Below are 19656 nucleotides of genomic sequence, written 5' to 3'. Positions count from 1 at the left end.
CATACAGTAAACAAGGCGCCGTGTCTCTGGTGGTGTTGCAGTGCCTAAGCACCTCCTTCACCAAGTCCAAGAGGGCTATGCGCACCAAATTCCAAGCTTTCATGCCCCTAGCGGAGTCCAAATCACCGCTAAACAATGTACATTGACCATCACTTGAGCACCATCAGAGTGCCAGCACGTAGCGGCACTGCCGCCTTGAAGGATAATTGGGGCTATGGACAAGAAATCGCTTTCCGAACGGGATATCTGTACCAAATTCATCTGTCCCGCTATCGAGCAGGCAGGTTGGGATGTCCAAAAACAGGTACTGGAAGAGTTCGGATTCACCGCTGGTCGTGTAATGGTTCGCGGCAAACTACATAGTCGTGGTGAACGTAAGCGTGTCGATTACCTCCTATCACATCAAAAAAACCTACCGCTCGCAGTGATTGAGGCAAAGGATAACAAGCACTCAATCGGTGCAGGCATGCAGCAGGCGCTAGGATATGCGGAAGCATTGGATGTGCCTTTCGTGTTCTCCAGCAACGGCGATGGTTTTTTGTTTCACGATCGAAGCCATACCGGTTCACAAGTCGAGACGACGTTAAGCCTTGACCAATTCCCCAGTCCTGAGGAACTTTGGAAGCGATATTGTCAATGGAAAGGGCTGCAAGGCGAGGCATGCACGAAGGTCGAAGCGCCCTATTATGATAATGGGTCAGGTCGTATTCCGCGCTACTATCAAACCAACGCCATCAACCGCACCGTTGAGGCAGTAGCAAAGTCGCAGCAGCGGATCCTGCTGGTAATGGCTACCGGTACCGGCAAGACCTACACCGCCTTCCAGATTATCTGGCGTCTATGGAAGTCAAAGCAGAAGAAACGCATCCTGTTTCTGGCGGATCGCAACATTCTTGTTGATCAGACCAAAAACAACGATTTCAAGCCGTTTGGCGCGGCCATGACCAAGATCAGCAAACGTCAAATCGATAAGTCCTATGAAATCTATCTTTCGCTGTACCAGGCAGTTACGGGTAACGAAGAAGAAAAGAACATCTATAAACAGTTCACTCCAGACTTTTTTGACCTGGTAGTGATCGACGAGTGCCATCGTGGTAGCGCTGCTGAGGATTCAGCCTGGCGCGAGATTCTCGACTACTTTTCCAGTGCGACTCACGTCGGCCTCACTGCTACGCCGAAGGAAACGAAGGATGTTTCCAGCACTTACTATTTTGGCGATCCTGTCTACAGCTACTCACTCAAGCAGGGGATTGAAGACGGATTTCTTGCGCCATACAAAGTGGTACGCATCGATTTCAACGTCGATGTCCAGGGTTGGAGACCCTATAAAGGGCAGGTAGATAAGCATGGTCAATTGATCGAGGACCGCATCTATAATCTTAAGGATATGGATCGCAATCTGGTGCTAGAGAAGCGTACTTACCAGGTCGCGCAAAAGGTCACCGATTACCTCAAGGCCACCGGCCCTTTTCAGAAAACCATCGTATTTTGTGACGACATTGATCACGCCGAGCGCATGCGCCAAGCGCTGTCCAACCTCAATCCCGACAGGATTAAGGAGAATCGCAAATACGTCATGCGCATAACTGGCGACGAACAAGAAGGCAAGGCCGAGCTGGACAACTTTATCAATCCCGAAGAGCGTTATCCGGTCATCGCCACCACCAGCAAATTGATGACCACAGGAGTTGATGCCCAGACCTGCAAGCTGATCGTGCTCGACCAACACATCAAGTCGATGACGGAATTCAAGCAGATTATTGGTCGCGGCACCCGGATCAATGAGGAGCATGGTAAGTACTGGTTCACCATCATGGACTTCAAAAAGGCCACTGAGTTATTTGCTGACCCTGCCTTCGATGGTGATCCTGTGCAAATCTATGAACCAGGGGAAGAGGGGAATCCGGTTCCTCCAGATGACGACGGCGACGATATCGATGCATCTTACGACGAATCAAATCCTATAGACGGCTCCGATGACTTACCTCTGGAAAGTGGTGATGACGAACGAGCACCTCGCATCAAGTATGTCATTGCTGACGTAGCAGTTTACGTAATCGCCGAGCGGATTCAGTACTACGGTCCTGATGGCAAATTGATCACTGAATCCTTACGGGATTACACCCGTGCATGCGTAAAAAAACAGTTCGCGTCATTGGACGATTTTCTTCGCCGCTGGACGGATAGTGAGCAGAAGAAGGTCATCATCGAAGAGATGGCCGCCCAAGGCGTTCTCTGGGAGGCGTTGGCCGAAGAGGTTGAAAAGAAACAGGGCAAGCCGCTCGATCCCTTCGACCTGATCTGTCATGTGGCCTTTGATCAGCCTGCGCTTTCGCGTAGAGAACGAGCGGATCAGGTGAAAAAACGCAACTATTTCGCCAAGTACTCCGGCGCCTCGCGCCAGGTGTTGGAAGCACTGCTCGACAAATATGCCGATACCGGCGTCGAACATATTGAAGACATAAAAATCCTTCAGCTTGATCCGTTCAGCCAGATCGGAGCCCCCATCGAGCTGGTCAAAGGGTTCGGTGGCAAAGCGGGCTATGCCAAGGCCGTGCATGAGTTGCAAGATGAATTGTACGCCAGCTAGGCCAGCCTCATTCCGACGCTTTGACACCACAACTAGGTGTCAAAGCTCTACAATCCTCCGCTTTTGTCGTAGCACGTCCGAGAGAATTCCATGTCCATCAGCAGCACCATCAAATCCATTCAGGACATCATGCGCAAAGACGTCGGTGTCGACGGTGATGCGCAACGCATCGGCCAACTAGTCTGGTTGTTGTTCCTGAAAATTTTCGATGACAGAGAAATGGAATGGGAGCTGCTCAATGACGACTATCGTTCTCCTATCCCCGAAAGCTGTCGCTGGCGTACTTGGGCAGCCGACGCCGAAGGCATAACAGGGGATGAGTTGAAGAATTTCATCGACAACGACTTGTTCCCACAGCTTCAAAATCTACATGAATACAGCAATACTCCATCGGCCTTTGTAGTGCGTGGCGTGTTCGAAGACGCCTATAACTATATGAAGTCTGGGCAGTTGATTCGCCAAGTTATCAATAAAGTCCAAGAAGGAATCGACTTCAATAAAGCTCAGGAACGCCACGAGTTCGGTAATCTTTACGAACAACTTTTACGCGATCTGCAAAACGCTGGTAATGCAGGTGAGTTCTATACACCTCGTCCGGTCACCGATTTCATGGTGCGTATGGTTGATCCTAAGCTAGAAGAAAAGGTGATGGACCCAGCGTGTGGTACTGGCGGTTTCCTCACGTGTGCCATCGAGCATAAACGCAGCCGTTATGTGAAAACCGCAGAAGACGAGCGTATTTTACAAGCTAGTATCTTCGGTGTAGAGAAAAAGCCTCTGCCACATCTGTTGGCTACCACAAATATGATCCTTCATGGTATTGAAGTACCAAGCCAGATCCGTCATGACAACACCCTCGCCCGTCCACTCATCAGTTGGGGGCCAAAAGAACGTGTAGACTGCATAGTTGCCAATCCACCATTTGGTGGTATGGAAGAAGACGGCATCGAAACCAACTTCCCTGCAACCTTTCGCACCAGAGAAACAGCTGATCTGTTTTTGGTGCTGATTATGCAAATGTTAAAAACAGGTGGGCGCGCCGCTGTAGTACTTCCTGACGGTTTCTTTTTTGGTGAGGGCATCAAAAGCCGTATCAAGGAAAAGCTACTGACTGAGTGCAACTTGCATACCATCGTTCGGTTGCCAAACGGCGTGTTCAGTCCTTATACAAGCATCAAAACCAACCTGCTGTTCTTTACTAAAGGCACGCCGACCAAGAATGTGTGGTTTTACGAACATCAATACCCGGAAGGTGTAAAAAACTACTCCAAGACTCGCCCCATGCGTGTCGAAGAGTTCATAGTCGAGGAAGACTGGTGGGGCAGCGAGGCCGATGGCTTTGTCACACGAAAGGAACATGAGTTTGCTTGGAAGGTCAGCTTCGAGGAACTGCAGGCCCGCAACTGGAACTTGGACTGCAAGAACCCGCATATTGGCCAGAAGATTAGCCATGACCCGGATGAACTGCTACATGACTATGCACAATTGCAAAAAGGAATCGGCGATCTACGTAACCAGCTTAAAATTATGCTGGCCGAAGCCTTGGAGCGCCAAGTATGACAAAGATGCTCACAGACAAGCTGCCGTTGCTGGCCGGTGCGTCCAATGGCATCCAGAAACTGCGCGAGCTAATTCTGGAATTGGCCGTGCGCGGCAAACTAGTACCGCAAGATCCTTCTGATGAACCAATCTGCGAGTTGCTTAAGCAGATTGCCCAGGAGAAGTTTCAAGACGTTTCTGGTCGAAAGAAATACAGCGAACCATCACCTGATATTACAGACAACCATAAGTATGATTTGCCTAGCACATGGAGATGGGTCCGCTTCGGCGACATCGCTCAGCACAACTCCGGTAAAACCCTAGATAAAGGCAGAAATTCTGGTGTTGCTAGGGACTACATAACAACATCAAATCTATATTGGGGAAGGTTTGAGCTTGATAACGTTCGTCAAATGCTTATTGAGGAAAGTGCTTTAGAACGTTGTACTGCTATCAAAAACGATTTATTGATCTGTGAAGGAGGAGAGGCTGGGCGCGCTGCAGTCTGGGATCAAGATAGGTCAATTTGCTTCCAAAATCATGTACATCGTGCTCGCTTCTATGGGCGAATTCAGCCTTACTATATACAAAAATATTTCGAAAAACTGAATTGTTCAGGAGAAATTTCGAAGTATAGAAAAGGCGTTGGCATATCAAATATGTCAAGCAAGACTTTAGCTTCCATAGCTATTCCACTACCCCCTCTAGCGGAACAAAACCGCATTGTTGCCAAAGTCGATGAACTATTGGAGTTGTGTGAGCGCTTGGAAACTCAGCAGGCAGACGCCGGAGGTGCTCATACCCGACTAGTACAAGCGCTGCTCGATAGTCTGACCATGGACAGCAACGCCACTGAGTTTTCTGGAAGCTGGCAGCGGCTAGCGGAGCATTTTGACACCATATTCACCACGGAATCCAGCATCGAAGCATTAAAATTAACTCTGCAGCAACTAGCAGTGATGGGCAAACTGGTACATCAAGATTCTGATGATGAACTGGCTAGTACTCTGTTAAAAAAGATCGAAATTAAGAAGCAACTGTTAGTCTCAGAAGGCAAACTAAAAAAGCAAAAAATATTAGCTCCAATTTCAGAAGAGGAAAAATCATTCAATTTACCTTCCAGCTGGACCTGGGCAAGAATTGGAGATTTGGCTCTTAGCACAGAGTATGGACTTTCTGAAAAAACCGCAGATATGTCTGACGGCGTCCCAGTACTGAAAATGGGGGATATTCAGAACGGTCGTGTAATTCTTGGTCGTCAAATGAAAGTAAGTAAAGTTACTGAAGGCTTGCCGCAGCTTTATTTAGTCGCTGATGATTTGCTTTACAATAGAACAAATAGTGCTGAGCTAGTCGGTAAAACTGGAATTTTCGCAGGAGAGGATAATCAATATACATTCGCTTCTTATTTGATTCGCATCCGTTGTCTGAAAGAATTTCTGTTGCCATCTTATCTAAATCTTTCAATGAATAGCCCTCTGTTTCGTAAAACGCAAATCAATCCACACCTAAAGCAACAATGTGGCCAGGCTAACGTTAACGGAACAATTATGAAAAACATGGTGGTTTCATTGCCGCCTGTTGCGGAGCAGCACCGTATTATCGCTAAGCTCGAACAGCTAATGACATTGTGTGATCAATTAAAAGTTAAGCTCAACCAAGCAAGTCAGCTCAATGTAAAAATTGCAACTGTATTGGTTGAACAAGCATTGAATGTTGAAGATAAAGCTGCCGACGCAGCAATGGGTCAAGAAAAAGCTAGAATTCTGCTAGCAGCAGAAATCGTTCAACAACTCCATTGTGAAAAGCGCATGGGGCGGGTAAAACTCCAAAAGGTCATATCCTTGGCGGAGCATGTTGCCCGGCTAAAAGAGATTCAAAGTAGAGAAGAACGCTATGCTGCAGGTCCACATGATCCGGCATTAATGAGTCAAGCGATTCAGGGTATGCAAGAAAATCAATGGTTCGAGGAGTTGGCATTGGATGAGGGTAAGCGGTATGAGTATCGCCCTTTGATCCTCTCTGGCTCACACCGTCCAGCCTATGAAGCAGTATGGTCCTCTGAACAGCGCGAGCTGATTCACGAACTTATTGAATTGATGCGTCCATGGGATACCGGTAGATGCGAGCGCGTAGCTACGCTGTACAGCGCGTGGAATGATTTGTTAATCGAGGGACGCGAAGCCAGCGAAGCGGCCATCTTGCAAGAGGTCTTGCATGGATGGAATGAGAGCAAATTAAAGTATAGTGAAGCCCAGTGGCTATCCGAATTGGCAGAAATGCGCCGATATAGCTTTCTTGTCCCTACTGGGTTTGGTATCCGAACCAAAAGCGGAAAAATGACATTGCCAGTCTGATTCTAAAAGCGATAGCGGAGCCGTATTTACTCTAAATGCCCCAAGCCTGACGCTTTCTATCAGGCCTTCAGCCTACACGCCGTCCGCAGGACGGCGTGACCGCCCTTCCGCGTTCTAGGCGGCTCATCATCATCGCTCGGTAGCGGACGCCCCAATGGCCTATCCGCCGCCGTGCCTTGCCTGCAACGGGCTTTCGCGGCATATCCTCGGTCGCAAGCTCCCTCCGGTATTCCACGACCCATTGCACGCGGCCCAGCTCTGGATAGTCCGGGCTTACCGCGACCGACCGACGCTGACGAGCAGACCACCACCGGCAGCGCGCTCCAGGGCGAAGGGTCTTGCGGCGTCCGCTGCGCGAACGCGCTTAAAAGCGTTTGTTTACCGCTCGCAACACTCAGCCTCGGAGCAGCTCGGGAGAGCGGCGGCGTCAAGTCGAAAGGGCAATTTCTCGCACGCGAAAACAGGAATATTTAGTAAAGTAATATTTTACAAATAGTTGACATGATAGGCGGGGTTTGAGATACTAATCCCGTCGAAGCAATACCGCTTCGTCACCCGGAACCAGCGGCGGCAACCGCTCCGGGAATTCTGCGAAGGAGATTCACCCATGGCTTTTGAGCCCCATATCCTCTACTTCAGCGACGCGGCAGAGCTGCGCCGTTACAGCACCTTCACCGTCATGCCTACCCATCAGGCACGACCAGGGCAAGATCCCGCCACCGTGACCCTTTACATGGTCGTCGGCGAGCGCCGCGATGGCGGTCAGCGTGAGGTCGTTGCGGAATTCCCGCTCGAACTGCACGCCGAGATCTTCCGCGACATGGCCAAGGCAACCGCCTCCCAAGTCTGACCCGCAAGGCCCGGACGCCCAAACGCCCGGGCCTTTTGTGAAGGAACACCATGATGAACATGCCGAAAAAGTATGTGCTCAAGCATTTCCATTTCTGCTGTGGGTTGGGTGGCGGGGCCAAGGGCTTCAACCGCAACAAAGAAATCGTCGGCCACCTGCAGGCAGAGTGGCGCGGCATTGGTGGTGTCGATGTTGATGCCGGGGCCTTGCGTGACTTCCAGCGCCTGGCCGGTGTGCCTGGCACGCAGATGGATCTTTTCACCCGCGATCAGTACATCCGTTTCCACGGTAAAGAGCCGCCACTTGGCTGGACAGAAGCCACGCCGGAAGACATTCGCCGCGCTGCAGGCTTTCAGGATCCCGACACCGTTTTCATCAGCAGCCCATGCAAGGGCGCGAGCGGGCTTCTTTCCGAAGCGTTGAGCCTGACGCCGAAATATCAGGCATTAAACGAACTGACCCTGCGCTGTGTGTGGCTGATGTGCGAAGCATGGAGACACAACCCGCCCGGCCTCATTGTTTTCGAGAACGTCCCAAGGCTGGCCACCCGTGGCCGTCATCTTCTCGATCAGATCGCGCAGATCCTCGGCTTCTATGGCTATGCCGTGGCAGAGACAACGCATGATTGCGGCGAGCTGGGCGGCCTGGCGCAGAGCCGCAAGCGTTTCCTACTGGTTGCACGCCACGTCGAGAAAGTGCCGCCGTTCCTGTACGAACCGGACAAGAAGTCGCTGCAGCCGGTCGGTGCTGTGCTGGGACGTATGCCGATGCCTGGTGATATTGAGCGGGCAGGCCCAATGCACCGCATTCCTGCGCTGCAGTGGAAAACGTGGGTACGCCTCGCCCTGGTCGAAGCTGGGAAGGATTGGCGCAGCCTTGATCGCTTGGCGATCGAGGACGGCTATCTGCGCGATTTCATCATTGTGCCGGAGGCTTATTCCGGTTACTTGGGCGTCCATGGCTGGGGGGATTCGACTGGCACCGTGGCCGGGCAATCCGGTCCAACCAATGGCGCGTTTTCGGTCGCGGATCCACGGAGCAAGGCCGGAGCCCTGCAATATCAGCAGTACGGCGTCAGGCGTTGGGACGACAGCAGCGGGGCAATCATCGGTGTGAAGTCACCAGGTCAAGGCACTTTCAGCGTCGCGGATCCGCGCGGTTCGGCCATGGGACACGGCAAATACAGTGTGACGCCTTGGAACGGATCAGCCAGGACGGTGATTGCGGGTAGCACCACTGGCCAAGGCGCATTTGCGGTACAGGATCCACGCCCAGGACTGCGCCGAGGTAAGGGCGATGCGTACCTAACCGGGGGTCATTACGGCGTTATCGGTTGGGATAACCCAGCCGGTGCCGTGTCGGCCAGCGCTCGCCAAGACAACGGACGTTGGAGCGTTGCCGATCCGAGGTTGCCCGCCGCCAATGAACGCCTTGCGTGTGTCATCGAGAGTCTGGACGGCACATGGCACCGCCCGTTCACCACCTTTGAAATGGCCGCGCTGCAGAGCCTGGTCGATCCCGAGGAACAGTTGGAGCTGGACGGCCTGAGTGATCAGGCGTGGCGTGAGCGGATCGGCAACGCCGTACCACCCGACGCAGCCGAGGCAATTGCCGGTGTTATGGCCCGTACGTTGTTGCTGGCCAAGCAAGGCGAAACCTTCCTGCTCAGCCACATGCCGGTATGGGTTCGACCGATTGCGGTCGGCCTGACCATGGCAACTCAACCGCAATGAATAACCGCGCCCTGTTGACCAGGGCGCATACCAACCCGGGAAAAGCGGCGGCAACCGCTCCGGGGACTGCGAAGGAGATACACCGATGCAATTCCGTGACCTCACCCCAAGCAAGGCCCAGCGCTCCAGCATTGCACTGCATTCAGCCGCTCGGCTGGCAGAACAGCAGCGGAAATGGTATTCAGCCGCGGAACTTTATGAAGCTGCCGCCTCGATCTGGCCGACTGGTAACGGTGCCGGGTTGTTGCGCAAAGCGGATCTGTGCCGCTCGCTGGCCGATGTGAACACACCAGACGAAATGGACATTTGAGGATCTGCAGCATGGACGAACACAAAGAGCGTGAATTGAACGACTACCTGGACCTGCTGTTCTGGACAGAAACCGCGTCAGAGTCTGAGATCCAAGGTGCAATGTCCGTAGCGTCTGGTATCACCAAGGAAGACTTGAAAATGGCTGTGAAGTGCATGATCGAGTCGGACCGGCCTGGCTTGGTGCTCTACTTCCCGGAGCTGGTGACGAACCGGTTCAGCCTTTCCGATCTGCGAGGCCAACACCCGGCGCTGGCCGAAGCCATGGATGTGTTAGTGGACTCGATGAAGCGGCGCGAACATGATCCGTCCTATCCGCTGAAAGGGTATGGCCGGACGCTCGGCTGCATCGGAAAGCTGCAGTACCTCGGCGTTATCACACCAGCTCAGCGTGAGCTTCTGATTAGTGAGCTGGCCAGCGTTAAGCGCATCGGCTTTCGGTTGGATAAATGGACTTGGGCCAGGACCAAGCCTAACTAGGTAATTAAATACAGGTAGCCTTCAAGGAGAGCATATGGCGGACGAAATTGAAGCAGCAACAGAAGCAGCTAAGGCTTTACAGGAAGTCGCTAAGGTTAGCGGTAAGGCGATTGATACCGTACGGAGTACCGGTGGATTTTTAGATCGTATATTCGGCCGAGCAATCGAGGAAACAGTCGGTTTGTACTGGACTGACAAAATTGTGGCAAAGCGCATTGAAGCCTCGATCTACAGTTGGGAGCGGCTGGAGTCATTGGTACAAAAAACAAAAAGTCGGCTTGAAGAGAAAGGAGTCGTCAATATCCGGGCGATTCCGCCCAAAGTGGCGCTTCCCCTAATTGAGTATGCAACTGTCGAGGACGAAGAAGATTTGCACACCCTATGGGCGAATCTGATGGCTACTGGAATGGATGCGAGCGAAGAAGGCATACACCGCAAGTACGTGACAACGCTTGGCGAAATGACAGCCGTCGATGCTCTTGTCCTGTCCTCGATGTTCGAGGAGGCGGAGAAGGAAACCTCTAAAAAAGAGACCCGTGATTCGAGTCTTGCTTACGGTCCTGGTGTCGATGGCACGAACGTCCACGATCCTGTGTCCGTAATAACGTTGAATCGGCTAGGTCTTATCGAACCTGCTTACATCAAGTTCAGGACGTTCGAGCCTGGCGGGCACGATGAGCGTTATGGCGAATATGGTTCAACTCAGGATGAGATAAGTTTCCCAGGAGATTTGTCGAGCGTCGTCATTACATCGTTAGGTTATGCGTTTGGGAGAGCTGTTGGTTTGACGATCTCAGACGCAAACTCATCGTCGTCGCGGTCAAAAATTTAGCCTACAGCCAGTCACTCAGTTGGCTGGCCATGTCCGAATTGGGTAGGGACGTGCCCCCTTCGGGGGGCGGCTTACGTGAATCAAGCCCTGGCGGAAAAGCTGCCAGGTCTTGACCCTTCGGGCTTCAATCCTCACGCCTTCGCCCGTTCCGGGCTGCGCGCTCCGCTTACCTCCGGCCTTCGGCCTGCGCACCGTCCTGCAGGACGGCTTGCCCGACCCTCCGCGTTCACCAGGTGGCTCATCATCATCGCTCGGTAGCGGATCGCCCCAATGGCCTATCCGCCGCCACGCCTTGCCTGCAACGGGCTTTCGCGGCATATCCTCGGTCGCAAGCTCCCTGCGGTATTCCACGGTCCCATTGCACGCGGCCTGGCTCTGGATAGTCCGGGCTTACCGCGACCGACCGACGCTGACGAGCAGACCACCAACGGCAGTGCGCTCCAGGTCGAAGGGTCTTGCTGCGCCCGCTTCGCGGACGGCTGAAAAGCGTTTGTTTACCGCTCGCAACTCTCGGCCTCGGAGCAGCCCGGGAGAGCGGCGGCGTCAAGCAATTCGCCGCTTTTCTCGCACGCGAGAATCAAGGGTGTGCGTGTTGCCGTGCTGTCAGATCGAGGCCGACAGCGCGCATGACAGCCAGCATGGTTTTCAGGGTCGGATTGCCCTTGCCGCTGAACGAGCGGTAAAGCTGTTCGCGGGACAAACCGGATTCTTTGGCCAGCTCGGTCATGCCTTTGGCGCGGGCAACAACGCCTAGCGCCTGGGCAATGTGGGCCGCGTCTCCGGTTTCAAAAGCATCGGCCATAAAGAGGGCGATGGTTTCAGGATCGGTCAGCGCTGCCGCTGGGTCGTAGTCATAGATTGGCTCTTTCATTCATCCTCACTCCACTGACTGGCAAGCATCTTGGCGGTTTCAATATCACGTGCCTGGCTGCCTTTGTCGCCGCCGCACAACAACAGCACAAGCTCATTGCCGCGTTGCTGAAAATAGACCCGGTAGCCGGGGCCGTAGTGAATACGCAACTCGCTAACGCCTTGGCCGACCGGCTCAACGTCACCCAAAAGGCCATTGGCTACCCGGAAGACCCGCGCAGCAATGATCGCCTTTGCGCGGTGATCCTTGAGCTTACGTTCCCACGTCATGAACGTGGCGGTTTGTTTGATCGTTTTCATGAGGTCTATTGTAGTTTATAAATCACGGTAAAACAAGCACTATATGTACAATTAAATTTTACAAATAGTTGACATGATAGGTGTGGATTGAGATACTAACCCCGTCGAAGCAATACCGCTTCGGCACCCGGGATAAGCGGCGGCAACCGCTCCGGGAATTCTGCGAAGGAGATTCAAAAATGCGTCTATCCAGCAACTTCCGTAACCCGTGCATGATCCGCAGCGATGCACCTCTGAGCAATGAACAGATTGCCAGCGTTGCCCCTTCGATCTTTGCCGAGGAAGCGCACAACAGCCGCTCCGATCGTTACTTGTACATCCCAACCGTAAAGGTGCTCGACGCGCTGCGCGCCGAAGGCTTCGAGCCATTCATGGCGTGCCAAACCCGCGTTCGTAACACTGACAAACTTGAACACACCAAACACATGATTCGCCTGCGCCATGCGAACCACATCATGGCCAAAGAGGCCAACGAAGTGATTCTGTTGAACAGCCATGACGGCAGCAGTAGCTATCAAATGATGGCGGGCATGTTCCGGTTTGTGTGCGCCAATGGTTTGGTTCTTGGCGATTGCTCCATGGATCAGAAAGTACGTCACAGCGGTCGTGGTGACGTGATCGGCGACGTGATCGAGGGAGCCTATGAAGTGCTCAACCAGTTCAACGCCGTAGACGATCAGCGCGAGTGCATGCAACAGCTCAAGCTGCGGCCTGACGAGCAGGAAGCCTTTGCAATGGCTGCGCTGGCTTACCGCTACGACCCTAAAGAGGGACCGGCGCCAGTGACTGCCCGCCAGTTGCTCGCCCCGCGCCGTGTTGAGGACTACGACAATGACCTCTGGACCACTTTCAACCGCATTCAGGAAAACACGATCAAGGGCGGCTTGCGTGGCCGCAACAAGCAAGGGCGCCGGGCAACTACTCGCGGCGTAAACGGGATCGATCAGGACGTGAAATTGAATCGCGCCCTGTGGGTTTTGGCACAGGCCCTGCGCACTCAGCAGGCCGCTTAACCACCCAACCGGGCGCCCAGTGCGCCCGGTTTCCCGTGCGGTAGGAGATACAGCCATGTCCAAAGTTTTCTATGTACCCGGCCAAACTTCGATCATCGACTATGCCCGCGAGATCGGCCCGAATATGTGGGCAACCCGTTGCAGAATGCTGATGCTACCCGAGCTGCGTGTCTGCCACCCCGGCGCAGTGCTGGGTGATGAAGAGGCGTTCTTGCTGGCCCAGGAAGCCGCGTTAGGTACGCAGCCCCAAGAAACCACCGAGGCGCGCTATGACTACGCGCTGACCCGTCTCCCGGTGTTGGACTTCGCCGCTGATGGCAAAACTTACTCGTTCAAGCTGGAGAAATACGAGGTTGGAAACCTGACGCGCATCTACGCGCTCTGTCATGGCCGCTACTGGACGTTCCTGGGGCTGGCCACCCTCACGCACCAAATAATTGTCCAGCGCGTCACTTTGAGCGCAGCAGGGGGCCTGTTCACTGATCGACAGGCCCACGGATCACCACCACACTAAAAAGCTAAAAGCGCCTGGTAGATCGTCGGGCGCTTCACCAATGGAGAAGACGAATGCAGCCAAAGTACACAGCCGCTCAATGGGAACAGGTATCCCCAGCCTTTCGCGGTTTGGCTGTCGGCACTGTCGAGATGGCCAAGGCGGTATTGGTCGACGGCGTGCGGCCCTCGGATCTGGCGCGACAAGCTGACGTATCCCGGCAGCTTGTCTATGCCGCCGTGCAACGGGTTCGTAAGATCCTGGAGGAACACCAGGCGCAAGAGTTGGTGCCGGTGATGGTCTGGCTCCCGCCTGAACTGGCCGAGCAGGTTCGGCAAATGGCGGCGCCCTATGACCAGCCAGAAGGCAAAGGGAAAGCGAAGAAGAAATGAGGCGAGTGCGCCAAAGCTGGCCACTAATTACCCATAACGAACCAACAGGAAAGGAACCCCGTACATGAATGAACAGAAGACGCCCAATGCCGCCCCGGCCATGAACAACCCTGAAACCCTGGCGCGTGCGCGCATCCGCATTACCGATATCGGCGCCGCTGCGAGCGTTGAGGCGTGGCGGGAAGACATCGGCATTGCCCGTGGCTGGATCGACGCCTTGCAGTGCGAGGGGTTGATTGATGAGGCGACCTTTCGGGCACTGGATGCCGAGATCGATGCGGCGTTGGCCAAGTGGGACGGCGTCGCGCCGGAGTAAGTTCGCGTTACCCATAACGCCGGTACCGGAAAAACTTTGCACCTAATCGGAAAAACTTTTCCGGCCAATCTTACGAAAAAAGGGCACCCCTGCCGGGATGGATGATGCGCTACGCTGGCTACTTCAATACGGCAATCTAAGGAATAGTCATGAGCTTTGCGCATATCGGAAAAATCAAGGAAGTGAGCGATTTTATTCAAGCCAATGAGCTGATCGAGGCGGGATATGAGCTGTTGCAGATAGTGCCAGGCATAACCAGCGACCGAGATCCTTGCACGCTGTTCTATCTCGGCCAGCACAAGCCGAAGGCCGCAGACCCCGAGGGCGAGTATGTCGACGGCGAGTGGGTGCCGAAGGAGTGACGCCGCGTTACCCATAACGACAAATGAACCCCCACCACGAGCGAGAACGATATGACCACACCGACGAACCCGTTTGAAGGCCTGCCACGTCATCACATGATGTTTCTCAACCTGCGCGATGGTGGGGAAACACCGGCTCGCCGAGGCGCCACCGTGGCTGAGTTCTATGGGGTCACGCTGGACGAGCTGAAAGCAAATTGCATCAAGGCCGGTGAAGAGCTGATCGCCGAGCGCGGCGAATTGCTGGTGTACGAACAGCCCGTGTACGACTGGGCGAAAAGCTAAGTCCGCTGCGTTACGAATAACGCGTTAAAAGTTAAATGCCCCCCCGCAGCAAAGCCCACTCCGGTGGGCTTTTTGCTTTTCTCGCATGCTAAAACGAACGCTTTAAGTAAATTATTATTTTACAAATACTTTACATAATGAGCGAGGTTTGAGAAACTAACCCCGTCGAAGCAATAACGCCTCGATACCCGGATCCAGCGGCGGCAACCGCTCCGGGAAGTCTGAGAAGGAGCAACAACATGGCTACTCGCGTATTTGGACCTGGTGTAGAACCTAGCGGCATGGACCTAGACGACAACCACGACGAAGATTTTGCCGCCCAGCGCGCCGAGATCGAGGCCGAGGTTCATGAATTGGATTGGCTCACCATGAGCGACTTCCGCACCTTCGCCGCTGGCATCCGCCAGGCGGCATAATCCCAACCCCTCCGCCCCGGCAACCAATCTGGTTGCCGGACCACCAGTTAAGGGAAGGACGCGATGAGCAACCAATACACCGTAACCTGGACGGTGGACGTCGAAGTAATGGGCGACCACAAAGACGCTGCACAGGCCGTAGCTGACCTCTATTTTCAAGAGCGTATCGCCGCAGGGGAACACGGTAGCGCCTGCTCGTTTACCGTGGCCGGTTCGGATAACTTTCCGGTGGAAATCGACCTTGCAGCTAGCTTGTCGGATCTCGAAGGCGACGACACTCAATAATCGCCTGGTGCGGTGGCCACCGCACCAGGAATACCCCGCGCTACGTTGAAATCTGACGAATCCGCGGGGCTCTACACCCCCACTTTTTAAGAGAGTTCGCGCTCTACCAGCGCGGCAACCCTATGTTCTTCCAATCAACAGCCATACGTTGCCGAATCAGTGCATTGAGATCGGGTCTGACACCATCCCCGTCTCTCTTCTCCGCAAGCAGGCAAAAAAAAACCGCCCTAACCGAAGTTAGGACGGTGCACGGCGCCCAGTTAGATTGCTGTTACAGCCAATCGTCCCAGTTGTCGCGGATGAATTCGTAGATGAGGTTACCCATCAACCGGATCATCAACCCCTTCAGTGCATTAGGCTTGCGCTTCATACTTTAGGTCTCTGAAGTCCGACCTAACCCCCGGCGCTTTTCCGGAACACATGACGCCTTCGGAACATGTCAATGCTTCCTGTGAGGTTCAGCCGGGTTAAAGGGCCTCAGGTTTCATCCGCGCGGATTACTAGGCCCGCGTCCAAGGTCCGAAATCGTTAAAGCAACCCGACCCACATCACGTTTCACGTTCGACAGGGCTCATATTACGTCAGAATTTGACTACACAATGGAGAGAAATGGCGCATGTGTGGCCGAGCATTCATTGAATCCGTGCCGGAGGCAATGTGCGCGGGCCTTTGCGCCGTGATAATTTTTTTTCGCGCACCGTAGGCTGTTATCGCGCTACCCTTAAAAACCAGTGATAACAGCGGCGACATGCTCAAGGTGCCGCCAATCGCCAAAGCTTGTAATTGCTTGTATCCAGTGGCACCACCTTGTATTCTTCTTTACGTCAATGCTTCCTGTGAGTTTGCAAGATCGGCCACTAACCGGACTTGTAAAAAAAAAACCGCCCTACTAAGGCGGTTTTTTTTTGCCTGGACGATACTCAACCCCGCCCCTGTGCGTGTTCGGCTTCGCCAAAACGGCTCTCGTAAACCAAGCCCCGGCCCAAAGCTCGCCGAGTCTTGGCCCTTCGGGCTTCGATCCTCACGCCTTCGCCCGTCCCGGGCTGCGCGCTCCGCTTGCACCAGGTCAACGGCCCTTGCTCGTTTTCTATCGTACGATACAGGGAAAACGCCGGTAGCCCGGGCCAGCCCGGGCGATGCAACGGCCCGCGTCCTGGATCAGCGCACGACTCAGGAAATCACCCTGCAGTTACCCACCGCCCGGGCAAGAAGCCTCCCGGCCCGTGGATAACTGCATCGCTCGCTCTGGCCTCTGACGGGCCCCGCTCACTGGGCGATTTTTGTGTGCGCTGGCCGTTGCATCGGAATGCCTTCGGCGACCAAGAGGGTGCCCCCCTTGGATCCGCAAGTTGAAATGGAGCGGGCTTCGCCCGAGATCTACGCGGCCTATTCGCCGCTCTCAGCCGCTACCTCTGGCGGGACTTCGACCAGCTCTTTCGAGTCCACAAACAGGACTGCGCAATCAACGCATTGAATGCGACCGCTAAGCCCCGGTTTGCCCCATAGATTCAGGTGGCAACTCGGACAGGTGTACTTGCGCTTGTTCTTCGGGTCTTCCTTACCAGGATCTGGCCGCAGCAAACCCGCCGAAGTCAACGCTGATATGTCTATCGTCGGATCCTCCGGCGTACCTGGCACCGGCTCGCCGCCAGGCCCGTAGAGCAGCACTGCCGACATAGGAACCCGTTTGGTTACCACGTCGATCCAGGACAACATGCGGCCCTGTTCGATCAGTTCCTTGCAGGAAAGATCGAACGGCCCGCCCTCGATGATGTAGTGCGTCATTTGCTGGCCATGACGTTTCCCGCCAGGCTCGCCGGTGTCGGACGGCATCAGTCCGATGGACTCCATTTTGTTCGCCCATTCCGCGTTGTGATAACCGGAGCGCGAGCGTCTGCCGAAATGGGCCTGCCACTGGTGGACTTGTTCATGTGCCAACGTCGAAAGCGTCTGCTCAACGCGACGGTGCGCGAAATAGGCAGGGTTCAGCGCAATCTCATCGCTCTTTCCATCGCCGTTCCGGCGAAGAAAGCGCGACTCGGAGTAGTAACCGAACGTGTTGCTTTTGCGCTGCAGCGTGAAGAGACAGCCGGGGAGCTGGCCACTGAACAGCACCTCGTTGAAGTACGCATATGCGCCCTCGATCTCCTCGTAGAGTTCCTGGCTGGCGGTTGCAGTCATGTGTCCTCCTTTTCTCGCACGCGAGAAATCCCCCCCTGATGTGTCTACCTGCGGGGGGAAGGTTGTGGCTATACGGAAAGTTTATCCTGTATCGTACGATATAGGATAAAGCTCAAAAAAGGGGGCGTACCCCCTCACATTGCAGCCAGCCGATACCCGATGAAACCGCCCACAGCACCGGCAACAATCGCCGATACAAACGCCGTGGCCACGAACGCAATGAACCAGCGGCGCAAGCCTCCGGCTGCGAGCATTACCGGCGCCGAACTCCGGTTCAGTTCGTTGCCAATGCGTGCGGCGGCCTCACGGCCAGCCTGCAGCAACGCCGTTTGCTGGGTTTCCATCATTGACTCGAAGTTCAACCGGGTCTGTAGCAACGCCTTGGCCGCGCCGTCCTTGATTGCCAGATCCATTTTCGTGCCTAGTTCGCCGTCCACTTCTTCAAGACGGCGTACCAGGGCGTCAATGTCTTCCATTATCTGGACCGCCAACGCTTCGCGGGCGGTTGTCGGATCCTTGGCCATCGCCATTATTTCCCTTTCCCGAACAGCACCGCGTACACGTCATCGAGGTTCTGCCAGGCCGACTTGGCCAGGCGCTGCACGGAGATCATCCGTATGGCGTGCTCCTTCTCTTGCTCAGTCTTCGCGTCTTTCAGCTGTTCGCGGTACGGCGTGGTGTCCTCCACGACTGCGGAAATGTTTTTCTTGAGCGCACGCAGGCGCTCGAACACCTCGTTGGCATAGATCACCGCGTCAGGCTTGAGGGTGAATTTCTTCTCCAGTTCGTGGAAGCCGAACAGCGCAGAGAAGGTCTGCGGCAGATCGTCCGCATCGTCAATCGGCACCTTGTTGAACACGACCAGGATGCGCTTGGCTGGTACGCCCAGCGCGGACAATGTCTTGATGGTGTTGATCGTGTCGGCCTGCTGTTTTTTCTCGCTGACCGTGGGCACCAGGAAGTAATCGAATTCTTCCTGCGAGCCAGCGAACTGCCCCATGTACTTGAAGAAGTCCTCGACATTCGAGGCCCCCACGTCAACCACCGCCTTGGTTTCGACCATCAGCCATTCTTGCAGCTCGCCGAACTGGCGACCCTTCATGCGCTCGATCTCGGCAGCGGTGTCGGATGCCCCCGCGTTGATCGTCTCGATGGCGAATCGAGGCGCGTTCATCCGTGGCGTCAACAACTGATCGGACACAGTCGTCTTGCCGGTATTGCCGCTGAAATTCACTACGGCGATCTTGCTCATGTGCGTCTCCTTCTGCTTGGGCTCGCACTCTCGTAACGAGCCAGTTCTGAGGCATTCACATCATCCCCAGGGTTCATGATCTTGCTCAGTTCATTCGGCGGCATTGGCGCCGGTGAATCCTGCGATTCTGCATCGTACGATACAGAATCCGGTTTTTCGGCTGGTGCCTCTGGCACGCTCGCCGCTGTCTGCGAACTCGGTACATTTGCCGGTGCTTTGACCTCTCCGGCCTTGACCGACTTGCGATACCGATACAGGTAACTTTTCAGCGTCTCCATGCTGATCTCGATGCCCTGCTCCTTGAGCACGTCCAAGATCGCTTGGCGTCTGACTCCGGCCTTCAGTTGCTGCTCAATAATCGGCATCACCTGGCGTATTTGTGCCGCCTTGGTTACCGGTTCAACTGCCTGCAGTGCAGTCGCTAGGTCTAGCTTTGCCATATTGCACCCTATATGCACCCTTATTGCTCTCTGAGTGCATCCTACTCACCCCCTACACGTAGTCAAGCTAAACCCTTTCTGCCTCCATCATGCAGCCTTACAGCACCCTATATGCACCCTATATGCACCCTGGCTGTACCCGATCTACGGTCTTCGACCTAAACGATGGATACGCCCTTAACAAGAGCATGATTTTTTGCTCCTTAACAGGATCAAAATCTCAATACACATCACGCACCTCCCTAGCGGGAGGTCAGCCCAGCATATACAGTGCTTCCAGTGGGTTTTGCCTGAATGCACATGTGATACAGATGTATTACAAATATACAATATGGACCATATTTTAATAGTGTTTTGTGTA

At 54.3% G+C, this 19656-nt stretch carries 21 protein-coding genes and 1 pseudogene; 16 read left to right on the top strand and 6 right to left on the bottom strand.

All coding sequences use genetic code 11. The annotated features are described in order from the left end of the window. Positions 1 to 214 precede the first annotated feature (214 nt). From hsdR to JFT63_RS27495, 8 genes and pseudogenes are all read left to right on the top strand, one after another. Entirely contained in the window at positions 215 to 2590 is a 2376-nt protein-coding gene (gene hsdR, locus JFT63_RS27530) for an EcoAI/FtnUII family type I restriction enzme subunit R (protein ID WP_198845172.1), read from the top strand. 90 nt (positions 2591 to 2680) lie between these two features. Then, positions 2681 to 4150, top strand: coding sequence for a type I restriction-modification system subunit M (locus tag JFT63_RS27525; protein ID WP_198845171.1), 1470 nt, complete (start codon positions 2681 to 2683; stop codon positions 4148 to 4150). After that, a pseudogene (locus tag JFT63_RS27520) lies at positions 4147 to 5841 on the top strand (restriction endonuclease subunit S); the annotation flags it as partial. The gene JFT63_RS27525 and the pseudogene JFT63_RS27520, both read left to right, overlap by 4 nt. A gap of 1252 nt (positions 5842 to 7093) precedes the next feature. Continuing rightward, entirely contained in the window at positions 7094 to 7336 is a 243-nt protein-coding gene (locus JFT63_RS27515; RefSeq protein ID WP_016715805.1) for a hypothetical protein, read from the top strand. 53 nt (positions 7337 to 7389) lie between these two features. Next, complete coding sequence (locus tag JFT63_RS27510; RefSeq protein WP_198845169.1) at positions 7390 to 9069, top strand: DNA cytosine methyltransferase; 1680 nt, start codon at positions 7390 to 7392, stop codon at positions 9067 to 9069. Between the two features lie 85 nt (positions 9070 to 9154). Continuing rightward, positions 9155 to 9379 carry a hypothetical protein gene (locus tag JFT63_RS27505; protein ID WP_198845168.1) on the top strand — a complete coding sequence of 75 codons (225 nt, stop codon included), beginning with the start codon at positions 9155 to 9157 and terminating at the stop codon, positions 9377 to 9379. An 11-nt stretch (positions 9380 to 9390) separates the two neighbouring features. Then, positions 9391 to 9858: a hypothetical protein gene (locus tag JFT63_RS27500; protein ID WP_198845167.1), complete on the top strand. Its 468-nt coding sequence runs from the start codon at positions 9391 to 9393 to the stop codon at positions 9856 to 9858. A gap of 34 nt (positions 9859 to 9892) precedes the next feature. Next, on the top strand, positions 9893 to 10690 hold the full coding sequence (locus tag JFT63_RS27495; RefSeq protein WP_198845166.1) for an Abi-alpha family protein: 798 nt from the start codon (positions 9893 to 9895) through the stop codon (positions 10688 to 10690). 577 nt (positions 10691 to 11267) lie between these two features. On the opposite strand, the gene JFT63_RS27490 is transcribed toward JFT63_RS27495, so the two are convergent. Continuing rightward, positions 11268 to 11561 (bottom strand): addiction module antidote protein, encoded by a 294-nt coding sequence (locus JFT63_RS27490; protein WP_198845165.1) that lies wholly within the window; start codon positions 11559 to 11561, stop codon positions 11268 to 11270. After that, entirely contained in the window at positions 11558 to 11860 is a 303-nt protein-coding gene (locus JFT63_RS27485) for a type II toxin-antitoxin system RelE/ParE family toxin (RefSeq protein ID WP_177031937.1), read from the bottom strand. The genes JFT63_RS27490 and JFT63_RS27485 overlap by 4 nt, the downstream gene beginning before the upstream one ends. A 179-nt stretch (positions 11861 to 12039) precedes the next feature. On the opposite strand from JFT63_RS27485, the gene JFT63_RS27480 reads away from it, so the two are divergent. The 8 genes from JFT63_RS27480 (at position 12040) to JFT63_RS27445 (ending at position 15422) form a co-directional block, all read left to right on the top strand. Continuing rightward, entirely contained in the window at positions 12040 to 12873 is an 834-nt protein-coding gene (locus JFT63_RS27480) for a DUF932 domain-containing protein (RefSeq protein WP_198845164.1), read from the top strand. A 55-nt stretch (positions 12874 to 12928) separates the two neighbouring features. Continuing rightward, entirely contained in the window at positions 12929 to 13387 is a 459-nt protein-coding gene (locus JFT63_RS27475; RefSeq protein WP_198845163.1) for a hypothetical protein, read from the top strand. A 53-nt stretch (positions 13388 to 13440) separates the two neighbouring features. Beyond that, positions 13441 to 13758, top strand: a complete 318-nt coding sequence (locus JFT63_RS27470; protein WP_198845162.1) for a TrfB-related DNA-binding protein — start codon at positions 13441 to 13443, stop codon at positions 13756 to 13758. Between the two features lie 64 nt (positions 13759 to 13822). After that, complete coding sequence (locus tag JFT63_RS27465; RefSeq protein WP_198845161.1) at positions 13823 to 14074, top strand: hypothetical protein; 252 nt, start codon at positions 13823 to 13825, stop codon at positions 14072 to 14074. Positions 14075 to 14223: 149 nt separating this feature from the next. Next, positions 14224 to 14436: a hypothetical protein gene (locus tag JFT63_RS27460; protein WP_024126000.1), complete on the top strand. Its 213-nt coding sequence runs from the start codon at positions 14224 to 14226 to the stop codon at positions 14434 to 14436. A gap of 51 nt (positions 14437 to 14487) precedes the next feature. Next, positions 14488 to 14721: a hypothetical protein gene (locus tag JFT63_RS27455; RefSeq protein WP_198845160.1), complete on the top strand. Its 234-nt coding sequence runs from the start codon at positions 14488 to 14490 to the stop codon at positions 14719 to 14721. Positions 14722 to 14960: 239 nt separating this feature from the next. Further along, a complete protein-coding gene (locus tag JFT63_RS27450) occupies positions 14961 to 15137 on the top strand; it encodes a hypothetical protein (RefSeq protein ID WP_198845159.1) in 177 nt (58 codons plus the stop codon). 63 nt (positions 15138 to 15200) lie between these two features. Next, positions 15201 to 15422, top strand: coding sequence for a hypothetical protein (locus JFT63_RS27445; RefSeq protein ID WP_198845158.1), 222 nt, complete (start codon positions 15201 to 15203; stop codon positions 15420 to 15422). Positions 15423 to 16808: 1386 nt separating this feature from the next. Here JFT63_RS27445 and JFT63_RS27440 read toward each other — a convergent pair. The 4 genes from JFT63_RS27440 to JFT63_RS27425 form a co-directional block, all read right to left on the bottom strand. Then, positions 16809 to 17603, bottom strand: coding sequence for a SprT-like domain-containing protein (locus JFT63_RS27440; protein WP_198845157.1), 795 nt, complete (start codon positions 17601 to 17603; stop codon positions 16809 to 16811). Between the two features lie 134 nt (positions 17604 to 17737). Beyond that, positions 17738 to 18127 (bottom strand): hypothetical protein, encoded by a 390-nt coding sequence (locus JFT63_RS27435; protein ID WP_198845156.1) that lies wholly within the window; start codon positions 18125 to 18127, stop codon positions 17738 to 17740. Between the two features lie 5 nt (positions 18128 to 18132). Next, positions 18133 to 18855: a StbB family protein gene (stbB, locus tag JFT63_RS27430; RefSeq protein WP_198845155.1), complete on the bottom strand. Its 723-nt coding sequence runs from the start codon at positions 18853 to 18855 to the stop codon at positions 18133 to 18135. Next, positions 18852 to 19295 carry a conjugal transfer protein TraD gene (locus JFT63_RS27425; RefSeq protein WP_198845154.1) on the bottom strand — a complete coding sequence of 148 codons (444 nt, stop codon included), beginning with the start codon at positions 19293 to 19295 and terminating at the stop codon, positions 18852 to 18854. The genes stbB and JFT63_RS27425 overlap by 4 nt, the downstream gene beginning before the upstream one ends. Between the last annotated feature and the right edge of the window lie 361 nt (positions 19296 to 19656).

It is taken from the genome of Pseudomonas sp. MF7453 (assembly GCF_016405455.1).
In the GTDB taxonomy this organism is placed as follows: domain Bacteria; phylum Pseudomonadota; class Gammaproteobacteria; order Pseudomonadales; family Pseudomonadaceae; genus Aquipseudomonas; species Aquipseudomonas paralactis.
This window is presented reverse-complemented; position numbering and strand designations above follow the sequence as displayed.